11 protein-coding genes are annotated in these 16,476 nt (G+C 59.6%); 10 read left to right on the top strand and 1 reads right to left on the bottom strand.

The features are described from left to right. The first annotated feature begins 33 nt into the window (after positions 1–33). From ytfR to AC13RM_RS14020, 8 genes are all read left to right on the top strand, one after another. Positions 34–1,557: a galactofuranose ABC transporter, ATP-binding protein YtfR gene (ytfR, locus tag AC13RM_RS13985; RefSeq protein WP_113233451.1), complete on the top strand. Its 1,524-nt coding sequence runs from the start codon at positions 34–36 to the stop codon at positions 1,555–1,557. Then, the gene (locus tag AC13RM_RS13990) at positions 1,554–2,582 is read left to right on the top strand and encodes an ABC transporter permease (protein ID WP_113233452.1); all 1,029 of its coding nucleotides are present in this window, start codon (positions 1,554–1,556) and stop codon (positions 2,580–2,582) included. Before ytfR ends, AC13RM_RS13990 begins: the two co-directional genes overlap by 4 nt. Continuing rightward, positions 2,579–3,547, top strand: coding sequence for a galactofuranose ABC transporter, permease protein YjfF (gene yjfF, locus AC13RM_RS13995; RefSeq protein WP_440479995.1), 969 nt, complete (start codon positions 2,579–2,581; stop codon positions 3,545–3,547). Before AC13RM_RS13990 ends, yjfF begins: the two co-directional genes overlap by 4 nt. Before the next feature lie 16 nt (positions 3,548–3,563). Then, the gene (locus tag AC13RM_RS14000) at positions 3,564–4,310 is read left to right on the top strand and encodes a FadR/GntR family transcriptional regulator (RefSeq protein ID WP_440479996.1); all 747 of its coding nucleotides are present in this window, start codon (positions 3,564–3,566) and stop codon (positions 4,308–4,310) included. 102 nt (positions 4,311–4,412) lie between these two features. Beyond that, positions 4,413–5,774 (top strand): bifunctional UDP-N-acetylglucosamine diphosphorylase/glucosamine-1-phosphate N-acetyltransferase GlmU, encoded by a 1,362-nt coding sequence (glmU, locus tag AC13RM_RS14005; RefSeq protein WP_488555197.1) that lies wholly within the window; start codon positions 4,413–4,415, stop codon positions 5,772–5,774. Positions 5,775–5,887: 113 nt separating this feature from the next. Further along, positions 5,888–7,714: a glutamine--fructose-6-phosphate transaminase (isomerizing) gene (gene glmS, locus AC13RM_RS14010; protein WP_440479998.1), complete on the top strand. Its 1,827-nt coding sequence runs from the start codon at positions 5,888–5,890 to the stop codon at positions 7,712–7,714. Between the two features lie 177 nt (positions 7,715–7,891). After that, the gene (locus AC13RM_RS14015; protein ID WP_488555198.1) at positions 7,892–8,593 is read left to right on the top strand and encodes a DUF502 domain-containing protein; all 702 of its coding nucleotides are present in this window, start codon (positions 7,892–7,894) and stop codon (positions 8,591–8,593) included. Positions 8,594–8,831: 238 nt separating this feature from the next. After that, complete coding sequence (locus AC13RM_RS14020) at positions 8,832–10,319, top strand: esterase-like activity of phytase family protein (protein ID WP_440480006.1); 1,488 nt, start codon at positions 8,832–8,834, stop codon at positions 10,317–10,319. Between the two features lie 42 nt (positions 10,320–10,361). Here AC13RM_RS14020 and recG read toward each other — a convergent pair whose 3' ends face one another. Then, a complete protein-coding gene (recG, locus tag AC13RM_RS14025) occupies positions 10,362–12,467 on the bottom strand; it encodes an ATP-dependent DNA helicase RecG (RefSeq protein WP_374821606.1) in 2,106 nt (701 codons plus the stop codon). Between the two features lie 173 nt (positions 12,468–12,640). Between recG and AC13RM_RS14030 the strand changes: the two genes are divergently transcribed. Both AC13RM_RS14030 and mfd read left to right on the top strand, forming a co-directional pair. Then, on the top strand, positions 12,641–12,955 hold the full coding sequence (locus AC13RM_RS14030; RefSeq protein ID WP_183871162.1) for an FAD assembly factor SdhE: 315 nt from the start codon (positions 12,641–12,643) through the stop codon (positions 12,953–12,955). Beyond that, positions 12,952–16,452: a transcription-repair coupling factor gene (gene mfd, locus AC13RM_RS14035; protein ID WP_374821602.1), complete on the top strand. Its 3,501-nt coding sequence runs from the start codon at positions 12,952–12,954 to the stop codon at positions 16,450–16,452. The genes AC13RM_RS14030 and mfd overlap by 4 nt, the downstream gene beginning before the upstream one ends. The last annotated feature ends 24 nt before the right edge of the window (positions 16,453–16,476 follow it).

Consider the following 16,476-nt stretch of genomic DNA (forward strand, 5'->3'; position numbering starts at 1 on the left):
CAATTTGATTCATTCCAAGGAAATTCGCGCTTCATGGCTCACGACGTAGAGCGACTTCTGACGGCGACAGGTTTTTGTAAATATTTCCCCGGTTCGACCGCTCTCGATCATGTCGACTTCACATTGATGCGCGGCGAGGTTCATGCGCTTCTCGGCGAGAACGGTGCTGGAAAGTCGACCCTGATCAAATGCATGACCGGCGCCTACCGGCGCGATGCAGGCACGCTCGTTCTCGATGGGGCCGAGATTGATCCGCATGACACGCTTGCTGCTCAAAAGCTTGGTATTGGAACCGTCTACCAGGAAGTGAACCTGCTGCCCAATCTAAGCGTTGCGGAAAACTTGTTTCTGGGCCGCCAGCCGCGGCGGTTCGGGATGGTCAGCAGCCGCGTCATGAATAAGATGGCCAGAGATCTGCTGTCACAATATGGCCTGGATATCGATGTCAGCCGCCAGCTCGATCGCTTTTCGGTCGCCATTCAGCAGGTGATCGCCATCGCCCGCGCCGTCGATCTTTCCGGCAAGGTCCTCATTCTCGATGAGCCCACTGCGAGCCTGGATACGCATGAAGTCGAGATGCTGTTCGGCATCGTCAGGCGATTGAAACAGCGCGGGCTGGGAATTGTCTTCATCACGCATTTCCTGGAGCAGGTTTACGAAATCTGCGATCGCATTACCGTTCTCCGCAACGGCCGGCTGGTCGGCACGCGCGATGCGAACGGTCTTCCGCGGCAGACCCTGATCGCCATGATGCTCGGCCGCGAACTCGCCGAGACGGAAAATACGATAAAGCAGAGCGAGACGGAAAGCGGCCCGGTCAGATATCACTTCACGAATTTCGGCAAGCGCGGCAAGATCAAGCCTTTCGACATGGAGGTGCGCGTCGGCGAAGTTGTGGGCATTGCGGGCCTGCTTGGCTCAGGGCGGACGGAGACCGCCGAAGTGCTCTTCGGCGTCGAGCGCGCCGACAGTGGCGAGGCGAAGATCGAAGGCAAGCCCATTACGCTTTCCAGTCCGCGTGCCGCGATCAAGAGCGGCTTCGGCTTTTGCCCGGAAGACCGCAAGACCGATGGGATCATCGGTGATCTCTCCATTCGCGAAAATATCGTCATGGCGCTGCAGGCAAGGCGCGGCTGGGCAAGGCCCTTGCCGCGCAGCGAGCAGAACGCCATCGCCGATCGCTACATCAAGGCGTTGGATATCCGCACGACCGATCGGGAAAAGCCTATCAGGCTCCTTTCAGGCGGTAACCAGCAGAAGGCGATCCTTGCGCGATGGCTGGCGACCAATCCGAGCTTCCTCATCCTGGATGAGCCGACGCGCGGTATCGATGTCGGTGCCCATGCGGAAATCATCCGCTTGATCGAGGATCTTTGCCGGCAGGGAATGTCCCTGGTAGTTATTTCATCCGAACTCGAGGAGCTTGTCGCCTATAGTTCGCGCGTCATCGTCCTGCGTGACCGCGAACATATTGCCGAGTTGGCCGGAACTGAGATCACGGCCGGAAATATCGTTGAAGCCATCGCCACGACTCAAAAGACGCGGGAGGACGCATGAGCTCGCCAATCAAAACCTCCTTGCTTCGGCTGACGCCTCAGCTCATTGCGCTCGCGGTTATTCTTCTGTTGAATTTCATTATGTTCCCACATTTCTTTCATCTGGAAGTTCAAAATGGAAGGCTGTACGGGAGCTTGATAGACGTGCTCAACCGTGGTGCGCCGGTGGCGTTACTGGCCATCGGCATGACGCTGGTCATCGCCACGAAGGGGATCGATCTATCCGTCGGCGCGGTCATCGCGATCTGTGGTGCTGTTGCGGCGTCCTCGATCGTTGCCGGCTATTCGCTTTCCTATACGCTGCTGTTGACGATCGGCGTCGGGCTGGCATGTGGGCTCTGGAACGGATTCCTCGTCGCCGTACTCGATATCCAGCCCATCATCGCGACGCTGGTGCTGATGGTGGCGGGCCGCGGCATTGCGCAATTGATCACCGAGGGCGCGATTCTCACCTTCAACAATGACGGACTGATCTTCCTTGGCAGCGGCTCGTTCGCCGCCCTGCCGATGCCGGTGGCGATCTGGCTTGTCGCTGCGCTTCTGGTGATCGCTTTGGTGCGGCGCACGGCCCTCGGAATGTTGGTCGAAGCCATCGGCATCAATCGCCGGGCAAGCACCTTGTCCGGTATTCGGACCCCGGTCCTGCTCATCGCGGTTTATGCGTTAAGCGGTCTCTGTGCCTCCGTTGCCGGCATCATCGTTACGGCCGACATCAAGGGTGCGGACGCCAACAATGCCGGTCTGTGGCTTGAGCTGGATGCGATTCTTGCGGTCGTGGTCGGCGGCAATTCGTTGCTTGGCGGCCGTTTCAGCATCGTCGGTTCGCTGATCGGCGCAATGATCATTCAGTCGGTCAATACGGGCATCCTGCTCTCCGGCTTTCCGCCGGAGTTCAATCTGGTGATCAAGGCGATCATCGTCATCGTCATTCTGGTCATCCAGTCGCCGGCAATGCAATCCGCCACGTCATTCTTCTGGCGTCGCCGAGACGAGGGGCAGATGGTGCAAAAGGAGCAGGCAAAGTGAATTCGAAATATCTTCCGCTGCTTGCGACGATCCTTATCTTCATCCTGGCCTATGTCGCCTGCGTGACGCAATATCCGAATATGCTATCGACACGGGTGGTAGGCAACCTATTGACTGATAACGCGTTTTTGGGAATTGCCGCCGTAGGCATGACCTTCGTCATCATCTCGGGCGGCATCGACCTGTCCATCGGCTCGATCATTGCCTTTACCGGTGTTTTTCTGGCCGTCATTCTGCGCGATACGGCGATCCATCCGTTGATCGCATTCATTCTTGCTCTTATCATCACCACGATTTTTGGCGCCGGCATGGGTGCCATCATTCACTATCTCAGCATGCCGCCTTTCATCGTGACGCTGGCCGGCATGTTCCTGGCGCGGGGCATCGCCTTTGTGCTGTCGATCGACAGCATTCCGATCGAGCATGATTTCTACTCTCAGCTTAACGATCTCTATTGGCTGATGCCCGGCGGCGGCCGGCTGACTTTGATCGGCGGTCTCATGCTGCTCGTCTTTGCCGGCGGCATCGTGCTGGCGCATCGCACCCGTTTCGGTGCCAATGTCTACGCGCTGGGCGGGGGAGCGCAGACCGCGGAGCTGATGGGCGTGCCCCTGGGAAGAACGACGATCCAGATCTACGCTCTGTCCGGCTTTCTTGCCGGTCTATCCGGAATCGTTTTTTCCATTTATACCTCAGCGGGATATTCGCTTGCCACGGTCGGCGTCGAACTCGATGCGATCGCTGCCGTGGTTATAGGCGGAACACTGCTGACGGGAGGAGCGGGGTTCGTCGGAGGAACACTCATCGGAATTCTCATACAGGGCTTGATTCAGACCTACATCACCTTCGATGGAACGCTTTCCAGCTGGTGGACGAAGATATTGATCGGCTTGTTGCTGTTTGTCTTTATTCTGATGCAGAAGGGACTTCTGCTGCTTTCCCGCGTGAATCGACGATATGTCTGAGGGAAGGACAGAGCGCTTGCGAGACCGATTGCTTGAGACCGGAAAATCAGAGGGAAAATCGCGCACGAGCCACGCTCAAGTGGTCGATGAGTTGGGCAAGGCGATCGTCTCGGGTTCATTTCCGATCGGAAGCATTCTTCCCGGTGACAGCGAGCTTCTGCAACGGTTCAAGGTATCCCGCACGGTCCTGCGTGAGAGTATGAAGACTTTGGCCGCGAAGGGGCTGGTGGTGCCGCGTGCGCGCGTCGGCACGCGCGTCACCGAGAAGATCCATTGGAACATGTTCGACAACGAAGTGCTCAACTGGCATTTCGAAAGCGGCGTCAACAAGGAGTTCCTTCTCCATCTCTACGATATACGCATGGCATTCGAGCCTTTTGCCGCGAGTCTGGTGGCGAAAAGGGCCAGTCGGGAGGACATCGAACTGCTTCGCAGTCTTGCCGCTGCCATGGCAGCGCCGCATCATACCTCCGATAGCCTCGCGGTCGCCGATCTGCATTTCCACCTGGCAATTACGGAGGCTTCGCAGAACCCATTCATGCGATCGTTGGGTGGGCTTATCAAAGCCGCCCTCGTCGGTATGTTTCGCATGAGCGCACCGCCTTCAACCAATGGCTTCGCCAATATTGCGGATACGCATATGGCCATAGTGGACGCGATAGCGGCGCGTGACGGCCTTTCGGCCCATAAGGCGATGGAATTTGTGATCATCGATGGGCGTCAGCATGTCCTCGAAGCTTTCGAGGCTCTCGTCGAGGCTTGAAGGTCGCCTTGAATTTCGCCGTAGTTCATCGCTCGACTTGTTGATATGAGGGGAGTCGCCCGGCCGCCGGGCGCCCCTTGACCGTATATCTCGGAGCTCGAAATGGAACGCAGCTGCCTCGCCATCATCCTCGCCGCCGGCGACAGTACCCGCATGAAGTCATCGATGTCGAAGGTCCTGCATCCGATTGCCGGGCGCCCGATGATCGCCCATGTCATGGATGCGATCTCCAGGACCGGGATTTCGGCGGCGGCTCTGGTTGTGGGGCGTGATGCGGATGAGGTCAGCGCCGCAGCGTCGATCGGCGGCATCACCGTCGAATCCTATCTTCAGAAGGAGCGGCTCGGCACGGGCCATGCCGTGCTGGCGGCGCGCGAGGCGATTGCCCGTGGATATGACGACATTATCGTTGCTTACGGGGACGTCCCTCTGCTGACCGATGTGCCGCTTCGTGCCGCCCGCCAGGGACTGGCCGATGGTAACGACATCGTCGTCATCGGGTTTCATACGGAACATCCCAACGCCTATGGCCGGTTGCTGGTCAAGGATGGCGAGCTGATCGCCATTCGAGAAGCCAAGGACGCGACCGATGCCGAGCTGGCGATAAAGTGGTGCAATAGCGGGCTGATGGCGATCAACGGCCGCAAGGCGCTGGATCTCCTTGATCGCATCGGCAACAACAATGCCAAGGGCGAATATTATCTCACCGATCTCGTCGAGATCGCCCGCTCGTTGGGTGGTCGTGCCGTTGCGGTCGATGCGCCCGAGGTCGAAATGACCGGCTGCAACAACCGCGCCGAGCTTGCCTTCATCGAGCGCCTCTGGCAGGAGCGCCGCCGGCATGAGCTGATGCTGTCGGGCGTGACCATGATAGCGCCGGAAACCGTTTTCCTCGCCTATGATACCGTGATCGGCCAGGATGCGCTGATCGAACCGAACGTCGTCTTCGGTCCCGGTGCCGTGATCGAGGGCGGCGCGGTCATTCATGCCTTCTCGCACATCGAGGGCGCCCATGTCAGTGCGGGTGCCACGGTCGGCCCCTTTGCGAGGCTGCGCCCGGGCGCTGATCTCGCCGGTGGCGCCAAGGTCGGCAATTTCTGCGAGGTCAAGAACGGCAAGATCGGCGAGGGCGCCAAGGTCAATCATCTGACCTATATCGGCGATGCGACGATCGGAGCCGGCAGCAATATCGGCGCGGGCACGATTACCTGCAACTATGATGGCGTCAACAAGCATGAGACGCATATCGGCGCCAATGCTTTCGTCGGTTCCAACTCATCGCTGGTTGCGCCCATCCGCATCGGCGACGGCGCATATATTGCTTCCGGCAGTGTCATCACCGATGATGTACCGGCCGATGCGCTAGCCTTCGGCCGTGCTCGCCAGGAAGTAAAGCCGGAGCGGGCCAAGGTGATCCGCGAACGAGCCCTCGCCATCAAGGCGGCGAAGAAGGGCGGCCACTAAACCCTTGCGGTTGACGTAACGGTCGGAAATCGAAAGTGACCGTTGTGGCAATTGAGAAAATTGCAGGAATGATTAGGACTTGCCCTCATATCTGAGGCCAGACGGAGAGTTGTATGTGCGGCATTGTTGGGATCGTCGGAACGAAGCCGGTGGCGGACCGCTTGGTGGATGCGCTGCGGCGCCTCGAATACCGCGGCTATGATTCGGCCGGTGTCGCGACGATCCATGACGGCGTGATGGATCGCCGCCGCGCGGAAGGAAAGCTCTTCAATCTGGAGAAACGGCTGGAGACGGATCCTCTGCCCGGCACGACAGGGATTGCCCATACGCGCTGGGCCACGCACGGCGTTCCGAACGAGACCAATGCCCACCCGCATTTCGTGGAAGGCGTTGCCGTCGTCCATAATGGCATCATCGAAAACTTCTCCGAATTGCGCGAAGAGTTAAAGGCAGAAGGCAAGGTATTTACTTCGCAGACGGACACGGAAGTCGTCGCGCACCTGCTCGCAAACCATATCCGCGAAGGTCTCGAGCCTCGCGCCGCAATGCTGAAGATGTTGAACCGCGTAACCGGTGCTTATGCATTGGCCGTGATGTTTGAGAGCGATCCCGACACGTTGATGGCGGCGCGTTCTGGCCCGCCGCTTGCCGTGGGTTACGGCAAGGGCGAGATGTTCCTCGGTTCGGATGCGATCGCCCTTGCGCCCTTCACCAACGAGATCAGCTATCTCGTCGATGGCGACTGCGCGATCGTCACCCATGCCGGCGCAACCATTCTCGATTTCAACGGCAATGAAGTAACGAGGCCGCGGCAGATTTCCCAGGCAACCGCCTATGTGGTCGATAAGGGCAACCATCGCCACTTCATGGAAAAGGAAATCTACGAACAGCCGGAGGTCATCTCCCATGCACTGAGCCATTACGTCGATTTCGCCACCCATCGCGTGCGCCAGGATGTCTCGACGATCGATTTCGGCGGCGTGTCCGGCCTCGCGATATCAGCCTGCGGCACTGCTTATCTCGCGGGCATGGTGGGCAAATATTGGTTCGAGCGCTACGCGCGACTGCCGGTCGAAATCGATGTTGCCTCCGAGTTTCGTTATCGCGAAATGCCGTTGTCGCCGTCGCAGGCGGCGCTGTTCATTTCCCAATCCGGTGAAACCGCGGATACCTTGGCTTCGCTGCGCTACTGCCGGGACAACGGCCTGAAGATCGGTGCCGTGGTCAACGTCAGGGAATCGACTATCGCTCGTGAGTCCGATGCGGTGTTCCCAATCCTGGCCGGTCCCGAGATCGGCGTTGCTTCGACGAAGGCTTTCACCTGCCAGCTTGCGGTTCTCGCATCGCTCGCGATCGGAGCAGGCGTTGCTCGCGGCACGGTCAGCGCCAAGGATGAAGAAGAGATGGTGCGCCATCTCGTCGAGATGCCGCGTATCATGGCGAATGTCCTGAACATCATCCAGCCGCAGATGGAAAGCCTGTCGCGCGAGATCTCGAAGTTCAAGGATGTGCTCTATCTCGGCCGCGGCACCAGCTTCCCGCTCGCCATGGAAGGCGCGTTGAAGCTGAAGGAAATCTCCTATATCCATGCCGAAGGCTATGCAGCCGGCGAATTGAAGCATGGGCCGATTGCACTGATCGACGAGAATATGCCCGTCATCGTCATTGCGCCGCATGACCGCTTCTTCGACAAGACCGTTTCCAACATGCAGGAAGTGGCGGCGCGCGGCGGCCGAATCATCTTCATCACGGACGAGCTTGGCGCGGCGGCCTCGACATTGCCGACCATGGCAACCATCACCTTGCCCATCGTCGACGAGATCATCGCGCCGATCATATTCTCGCTGCCGATTCAATTGCTTGCCTATCATACGGCCGTCTTCATGGGCACGGACGTCGATCAGCCGCGCAATCTCGCCAAATCGGTCACCGTGGAATAGCGCAACTTCCGTCCCACATTTGCTGTCACGTCGTCGTGAGCCGGGCGTTTGTTCGGCCTGCAGACGCGGCTGGCGGGTTGTATGCCGCGTTGATTTCTGGCACGATTCTTCCAATGAGATGGTGGGGAGGATTTGCCTGAAAGCGGTAGGCGGCGGAACGGAGTTTTCGAGCGGCGAATGACTGAAAAACTCATCAAAATGTCCGTGACCACGCGGATCAGAAACAATTTCCTGGCCGGCCTGATCATTTGCGCTCCGATCGCCATCACGCTCTGGCTGACCTGGTCCGTCGTTCATTGGGCCGATAGCTGGGTTCGCCCCTATATTCCCGCGCGCTATGATCCGGAAAGCTATCTGAATTTCGCCGTTCCCGGCACCGGGCTGCTGATCGCAATGATCTTCATCACGATCGTCGGCTTCCTCGCCAAGAATCTCATCGGGCAAAGCATCGTCCGTTTCGGCGAGTCGATCGTCAATCGCGTGCCGCTGGTGCGCACGATCTACAAGAGCGTCAAGCAGATCTTCGAAACGGTGCTGAAAGAGCAGGGCACCTCGTTCAAGAAGGTTGGTCTGATCGAGTATCCGAGCCCCGGCCTCTGGTCCATGGTCTTCATATCGACGGATGTCAAAGGGGAGATCGCCTCGAAATTCAACGCCATGGGGCACGACATGGTGGCGGTCTTCCTGCCGCCGACGCCCGTGCCGACGGCTGGCTTCCTTGTCTTCGTTCCGCGCGAAAAGATCACCGTGCTCGATATGAGCCCGGAGGATGGCGCCAAGCTGCTGATCTCGGGCGGCCTTGTATCGCCCGAATTCAAGGAAGAGCTGGTGGCAACGAAGAGCTTGCGTCCGCCGGTTCCGATGAAATCTTTGAGCTAAATTGCTCATCTTCCAATGGTTGGATCGATAGCTTCGCGTTTTGCGCGAACTGTCATGCCTCTATCATATTGACACCTTAGATCGTCAGTCGGGGCAGATAATCGCATGTATCTCAGCATCCAATGTTCGGGGCACGGGCACCGAGCTGCGGTTCTTCAACGCGGTCCGCAAACAGGCGGGAGATGGATGTCGTTGCCTCCACAAAGGTTTTTATCAGGAGGATATTGTCTTGAGATATATGCGTTCGAAGAGCTTGCCACTGCTGTCGGTGGCGCTTGCCACATTTGTTTTCACGGCACCGATGCTGGCGCTGGCGGATAATTCCGTGACGGTTGAAGGTGTGACGCTGGTCAACAAGGGCCGCGTCGCCGTCGGCCGTATCCCGGCCAACCTGCGCGACAAGTTCGGTGAAACCTTCGGCTCCGGTTCGGGCATGTCGATCGATGCCAAGAGCTGGGTTCGCAACGCCGACGGCACCTATAATGGCTCGCTGTGGCTGCTGCCGGACCGCGGCTATAATGTCGCCGGCACCACTGATTACCGCGGGCGTCTCAACACCATCGATATCAAGCTGACGCCGCTTGCTCCCGGTGCAACGCCTCCAGCCGGTAAGGAACAGTCAGGCGTCGAAGCCAAGCTCGCGGATACGCTGCTGTTGAAGGACAACAAGGGCAACGAAACCACTGGCCTTGACCCAGCCAACGGGGTTCGCCAGGCGGAAGGCGGCATGCCACTTTTGCCGCAAGCACCGAACGGCAAGATCTCGCTCGATAACGAAGCCATTGCCCGGCTGCCGGATGGTTCGATGTTCATCAGCGATGAATACGGTCCCTATATTTACCGCTTCTCGGCGGATGGGCGTATGATCTCGGCCACGGCACCGCCGGCCGCGTTTCTGCCGATCCGCCACGGTGCAGTGAATTTCTCCTCGAACAATCCAGGCCCGGGCGAAGCCGCTCCGGACCCAAAGGATCCGACGAGCGGGCGCCAAAATAATCAGGGCTTCGAAGGCATGTCCCTGACCCCGGACGGCAAGTTTCTGATCGTCGTGCTCCAGTCCGCAACCCGCCAGGATGGCGGCGATTCCAGCTCAACCAGGCAAAATACGCGCGCCCTGGTCTATGATGCCGCCGATCCTGCAAATCTGAAACTGGTGCACGAATATGTCGTGCCTCTGCCGGTCTTTACCAATGACAAGGGCAAGACGGCCGTCGCCGCCCAAAGCGAAATCGTGGCGCTCTCACCGACAAGCTTCCTGATGCTGGCGCGCGACAGCAACAATGGCTATGGCCAGAAGGGCGACAAGTCGCTCTATCGCAGCGTTGTGGCCGTCGATGTTTCCGCTGCCACCGATATTGTCGGCGGCAAGTTCGACGGCGATACGGCGGTCGCACCGAAGGGCGTTCTTGATCCTTCAGTCAAGCCGGCGGCAGTCAGCAATTTCATCGATATCAACGACAGCGCCGATCTTGCGCGCTTCGGCCTGCACAATGGGGCACCGAACGACCGCAATAACCTCTCGGAAAAATGGGAGGCCATGTCGTTCGTCAGCGTTCAGGATCCGAAGCTGCCTGACGATTACTTTCTGTTCGTTGCCAATGACAACGACTTCATCACCCAGGATGGTTTCCAGGTCGGCGCTGCCTACAAGGATGATAGCGGCGCCGATGTCGATACGATGTTCCAGGTATTCCAGGTCACCATTCCGGGCCTTGCTGCCAAATAATGTCTTGAAACAGGGGTGGGCGCCGTCGCTGCGCCCATCCACTCAGCCTGCCCGCAAAAAGCGGATCGCTTCGTCGCGACGGAAGAGATAGAGCAGGGTGCGTACCGCGGTGCCGCGCGCGCTCATAAGCTCTGGATCGCGCTCGATCAGATAGGCGGCATCCTTGCGGGCGATTTCCAGAAGATCGGCATGGGCTTCTAGGCTGGCGATGCGGAAGCCTGGCGTGCCGGACTGGCGCGTTCCCAGAAGCTCACCTTCGCCACGCAGCTTCAAATCCTCCTCGGCAATACGGAATCCGTCTTCTGTCTCGCGCATGATGGACAGCCGCGCATGCCCGGTTTCGCCGAGAGGCCCTTTGTAGAGCAGGATGCAGGTGGAGGCTTCGTCGCCACGTCCGACGCGGCCGCGTAGCTGATGCAGTTGCGCCAGGCCGAAGCGCTCGGCATGTTCGATGACCATGATCGTCGCATCCGGCACGTCGACACCGACTTCGACGACCGTCGTGGCCACCAGCAGGCGGATCTCGCCATTCTTGAAGGCCATCATCACAGCGTCTTTTTCCGGGCCACTCATGCGGCCATGAATAAGGCCGATGCCGGGGCCGAGCGCCTTGGCCAATGTCTCATGGCGCTCCTCGACCGACATTAAATCGGATTCTTCGGACTCCTCCACAAGTGGACATATCCAATAGGCTTTTTTACCTTCGGACAGTGCACTTTTCAGGCGGCCGACTATGTCGCCGGTCCGTTCATTCGGAATGGTGATCGTCTGGATCGGCTTTCGGCCCGCCGGCTTCTCGGTGAGCTTAGAAACATCCATATCGCCGAAGGCGGCCAGCACCAGCGTTCGGGGAATGGGCGTGGCGGTCATGACGAGCATATGGGGCGAAATGCCCTTTGCGGTCAGGCGCAGGCGCTGGTGCACGCCGAAGCGGTGTTGCTCATCGACGACAGCCAGCATCAGATTGGCATAGGCGACGCTATCCTGAAACAAAGCGTGCGTGCCGATGATGATCTGTGCCTCGCCGGAAGCGATGCGCTCCAGGATCGCATCGCGTTCGCGACCCTTCGTGCGGCCTGTGAGAACTTCGACGGAAAGGTTTGCGCTTGCTGCAAATTTTGAAATCGTAGCAAAGTGTTGTCGGGCAAGGATTTCGGTCGGCGCCATGAGCACGGCCTGGCCACCGCTTTCGATCACGGCAGCGATTGCCATCAGCGCCACCAGCGTCTTGCCCGCGCCGACATCGCCCTGTAGGAGCCGAAGCATGCGCTCGGTGCCGGCCATATCTTTGAGAATATCGGCAATCGCATCACGTTGGCTATTCGTCATCGAGAAAGGAAGAGATTCCAGTATCTTGTTGCTGATTTCTCCAGTAGCGTGCACCGGCTGCCCCGCAACCTTGCGCAGCCTTTGGCGCACCAGCGAAAGCGATAATTGCCCCGCCAGGAATTCGTCATAGGCCAGCCGGCGGCGCGCGGGAGATTGCGGATCGATATCGGCCGCATCTCTCGGCGCATGCAGCATGTGGAAGGCATCGGAGATCGAGGGAAAGCCCTGCTTCTGCGTCAGGGCGATATCATCCCACTCGGGCAGCTGCGGAATGCGCGGCAGCGCCGCCTCGATCGTCTTGCGCAGGAACTTCGGCGTAAGCCCGGCGGTTAGCGGATAGACGGGTTCGACCAGCGGCAGGTTTTCCGCCTCGCTCTCGCGCATGATATAATCCGGATGCACCATGGACGGTCGGCCGTTGAACCAGTCGACCTTGCCGCTGACGGTAACGGTCTCGTCGATCGGCAGCTGCTTTTCGAGCCATTGCGCCTTGCCACGAAAAAAGACCAGCGCTAGTTCGCCTGTTTCGTCGTGCAGATAGACGCGATAGGGCACGTTGCTGCGCGGGTTGGGCGGCGGCTGGTGGCGATCGACGCGGCCGGTGATGGTGACGATGGCGCCCTGCGGCGCTCGGGCGATGCCCGGCTGTTCGCGCCGGTCTATGATCGAATGCGGCGCGTGGAAAATCAGGTCAATGACGCGGCAATCGTCGATGGTTTCGCGATCCAGCAGCTTCACCAGTAGCTCGGATACCTTCGGCCCGACGCCTGATAGCGAGGAGATGGAGGCAAACAGCGGGTCGAGGATAGCGGGACGCATGGCCGGCAAAATGCGACGGGCAGGGCGCATTTGGCAAGGGGCAGCGAAGAACTCGATCTCTTTGAGGTCAACACTCCCCGGAAAATTGCATCACAGGTGCTTTTTTCTGAAAAACCGGTTCCCACCTTTGAGCGCTGGTTTTATAGAGACGCATCAACATAAAGGTGTTTTTGATGACTGGGCTGACCCTCAGCAGTGCCGATCTCGATCCTCGCCGTCGGCGCATCCTTTTCCGTTGCTGGCATCGCGGCATCCGCGAGATGGATCTGGTTTTCGGCCAGTTTGCCGATAACGAGTTGCCGGGCCTCGCTGAAGCCGATCTTGATGAGCTCGAGCGCATCATGGCCGAAGAGGACAACGATCTTCTTAAATGGATCCTCGGTAGTGAGCCGACGCCGCAGCATCTGCGCACACCGCTCTTTGAGCGGCTGGCATCCTACAAGCCCGATTTCGAAGAGATCGCCGAAAGGTTCGGATTAACGAAATGATCCCCGGTTTCGACGCGAAGAAGCTGCTCGCCGCAAGTGAGCCGATGACGATCGGTCATGTTCCGGCTGGTCTGGAGCCGTTCCTGATCGCCGAGATGGCAAAGGCCGGTCAGCCGGTCGCCTATGTCATGTCCGACGGGCAGCACATGGCCGATGTCGAACAGATGCTTGGCTTCATCGCGCCCGAAATTCCGGTTCTCACTCTGCCGGCCTGGGATTGCCTTCCATACGACCGTGTTTCCCCGAGCTCCGACACCTCGGCCCGGCGCTTGGCGGCTTTGTCCGGCCTGATCGCGCATCATCGCAAGCCACATGCGGCGATCGTGCTGGTGACCGTCAACGCCATGCTGCAGAAGGTGGCACCGCAGGACATCATCGAAAGCCTGGCTTTTTCTGCCCGACCGGGTAACCAGGTCCGGATGGACGATATCGCGGCCCGTCTGGAACGCAACGGTTTCGATCGTGTCGCAACCGTGCGTGAGGTCGGCGAATACGCCGTTCGCGGCGGCATTCTCGACGTTTTCGTTCCAGGCACGGAAGAGCCGGTGCGCCTGGATTTTTTCGGCGATACGCTGGAGAGCATCCGCAGCTTCGATCCGGCAAGCCAGCGCACGACAGGGCAGGTGCGTTTGCTTGATCTCAATCCGATGAGCGAAGTGACGCTGACGCCGGATACGATCAGCCGTTTCCGCAAGAATTATCTCTCCGCCTTCGGCGCTGCTACGCGTGACGATGCGCTTTATGTCGCCGTGTCCGAAGGTCGCCGCTATGCCGGCATGGAACATTGGCTTCCGCTCTTCTATGAGAAGCTCGAGACGGTCTTCGATTATCTTAAAGGCTTCCGGCTGGTGACGGATCACACCGTGCGCGAGGCGGCAGAGGAGCGCTCCAAGCTCGTCTTCGATTATTACGACGCACGCCTTCAATCCGGCCAGCAGGCCAAGGGGCAAATGGCACAGGGCACGCCCTATAAGCCGGTCACGCCCGGCCAGCTCTATCTTGATGGCAAGGCTTTCGGCAACGCGCTCGATGCCTTCGGCGCCATTCGTATCTCGCCCTTCAACGAGCACGAGGGCGAGGCGCGTCGCGTCATCGAGCTTGATGCCCGTCAGGGCCCGCGCTGGGCGCGGTCAGCGACCGACACAACCGATAGCGAGCGCGTCAACGTCTTCGATGCGGTTGTCAAGCATATTGCCGACAAGCGGGCGGCGGGCGGTAAGGTGCTGATTTCCGCCTGGACCGAAGGATCGCTCGATCGTCTCCTACAGGTGCTCTCCGAGCACGGGCTGGCGCGCGTCAAGACGATCGAGGCCTTCAAGGACCTTGGCGGCCTGGCGAAGGGTGAGGCGGCTGCCGCCGTGCTCAGCCTCGAAGCCGGTTTCGAGGCCGGCGATCTCATCGTCATCGGTGAGCAGGATATTCTCGGCGACCGCATGGTGCGCCGCTCTAAGCGTCGCAAGCGCGCTGCCGATTTCATCTCGGAAGTGGCGGGCCTGGACGAAGGTTCGATCGTCGTTCATGCCGAGCACGGTATCGGCCGTTTCGTTGGCCTCAGGACCATCGAAGCAGCCGGCGCGCCACACGCCTGTCTTGAACTGCAATATGCCGACGATGCCAAGCTGTTCCTGCCGGTCGAAAACATCGATCTGCTCTCGCGCTTTGGCGGCGAGGGTACCGAGGCGCAGCTCGACAAGCTCGGCGGCGGCGCATGGCAGATGCGCAAGGCGAAGCTCAAGAAGCGCCTTTTGGATATCGCTGGTGACTTGATCCGCGTCGCGGCCGAACGCCTGACGCGCCACGCGCCGGTGCTCAGCACGCCGGATGGTCTCTATGACGAGTTTGCCGCGCGCTTCCCTTATGACGAGACCGACGACCAGATGAACGCCATCGAGGCGGTGCGCGAGGATCTCGGCGCCGGCCGGCCGATGGATCGCCTCGTCTGCGGCGACGTCGGCTTCGGCAAGACCGAAGTGGCGCTGCGTGCAGCCTTTGTCGCTGCCATGAACGGCGTGCAGGTCGCCGTCGTCGTGCCGACGACGCTGCTTTCGCGCCAGCATTTCAAGACCTTTTCCGAGCGCTTCCGCGGTCTGCCGATCCGCATTCAGCAGGCATCTCGTCTGGTCGGTTCCAAGGAACTGGCGCTCACTAAGAAGGAAGTCGCCGAAGGCAAGACCGATATCGTTGTCGGTACCCACGCGCTGCTTGGCGCCGGCATCAAGTTCGCCAATCTCGGCCTGCTCGTCATCGATGAGGAGCAGCATTTTGGCGTCAAGCACAAGGAGCGCCTTAAGGAACTGAAAAGCGACGTGCATGTGCTGACGCTGTCGGCGACGCCGATCCCGCGCACCTTGCAGCTTGCGATGACCGGTGTACGCGAACTGTCGCTCATCACCACGCCGCCGGTCGACCGCATGGCGGTGCGCACCTTCATTTCCCCTTTCGATTCCCTTGTGATTCGCGAAACGCTGATGCGCGAGCATTATCGCGGTGGGCAAAGCTTCTATGTCTGTCCGCGTCTGGCCGATCTCGCCGATATCCACGCCTTCCTGCAGTCGGATGTGCCGGAGCTGAAAGTGGCCGTCGCCCATGGCCAGATGCCGGCCGGCGAGCTGGAAGACATCATGAACGCCTTCTATGAAGGCCGCTATGATGTGCTGCTGTCGACGACCATCGTCGAATCCGGCCTCGACGTGCCGACGGCCAATACGTTGATTGTCCATCGCGCTGATATGTTCGGCTTGGCCCAGCTCTACCAGCTGCGTGGCCGCGTCGGTCGGTCGAAAGTGCGCGCCTTCGCGTTGTTCACTCTGCCGGTCAACAAGGTGCTGACCACGACCGCAGAACGCCGGCTCAAGGTGCTGCAGTCGCTGGATACGCTCGGCGCAGGCTTCCAGCTGGCAAGCCACGATCTCGATATCCGCGGCGCCGGCAATCTGCTGGGCGAGGAGCAATCCGGTCACATCAAGGAAGTCGGCTTCGAGCTCTACCAGCAGATGCTCGAGGAGGCGGTCGCCGAGGTCAAGGGCGTCGACGAAATCCAGGATACCGGCTGGTCGCCGCAGATCTCCGTCGGTACGCCTGTCATGATCCCCGACGACTACGTGCCCGACCTGCATCTGCGCATGGCGCTCTATCGCCGCCTCGGCGAGATTACCGAGCTGAAGGAAATCGATAGTTTCGGTGCCGAGATGATCGACCGGTTCGGCCCGTTGCCGATAGAGGTGCAACACCTCCTCAAGATCGTTTACATCAAGTCGCTCTGCCGCATCGCCAATGTCGAGAAGCTGGATGCCGGCCCGAAGGGCGTGGTCGTGCAGTTCCGCAATAAGGAATTCCCGAACCCTGCCAACCTCGTCGGCTATATCGCCAAGCAGGGCACGATGGCCAAAATCCGCCCAGACCAAAGCGTGTTCCTGACGCGCGATCTGCCGACACCAGAAAAGCGGCTGCAAGGGGCGGCTGTGGTCATGACGCAACTGGCGGAATTGGCGAAATAGAAGGTGGGCTCTGAGCTGAAAATC

Source organism: Martinezella sp. CNPSo 3732 (genome assembly GCF_057784515.1).

Bases quoted from the DNA above. Each gene is read 5' to 3' on its own strand.
- AC13RM_RS13990 (WP_113233452.1), top strand. From the start codon at position 1,554: ATGAGCTCGCCAATCAAAACCTCCTTGCTTCGGCTGACGCCTCAGCTC.
- AC13RM_RS14030 (WP_183871162.1), top strand. From the start codon at position 12,641: ATGACTGGGCTGACCCTCAGCAGTGCCGATCTCGATCCTCGCCGTCGG.
- glmS (WP_440479998.1), top strand. From the start codon at position 5,888: ATGTGCGGCATTGTTGGGATCGTCGGAACGAAGCCGGTGGCGGACCGC.
- glmU (WP_488555197.1), top strand. From the start codon at position 4,413: ATGGAACGCAGCTGCCTCGCCATCATCCTCGCCGCCGGCGACAGTACC.
- AC13RM_RS14020 (WP_440480006.1), top strand. From the start codon at position 8,832: ATGCGTTCGAAGAGCTTGCCACTGCTGTCGGTGGCGCTTGCCACATTT.
- recG (WP_374821606.1), bottom strand. From the start codon at position 12,467: ATGCGTCCCGCTATCCTCGACCCGCTGTTTGCCTCCATCTCCTCGCTA.
- AC13RM_RS14015 (WP_488555198.1), top strand. From the start codon at position 7,892: ATGACTGAAAAACTCATCAAAATGTCCGTGACCACGCGGATCAGAAAC.
- mfd (WP_374821602.1), top strand. From the start codon at position 12,952: ATGATCCCCGGTTTCGACGCGAAGAAGCTGCTCGCCGCAAGTGAGCCG.
- ytfR (WP_113233451.1), top strand. From the start codon at position 34: ATGGCTCACGACGTAGAGCGACTTCTGACGGCGACAGGTTTTTGTAAA.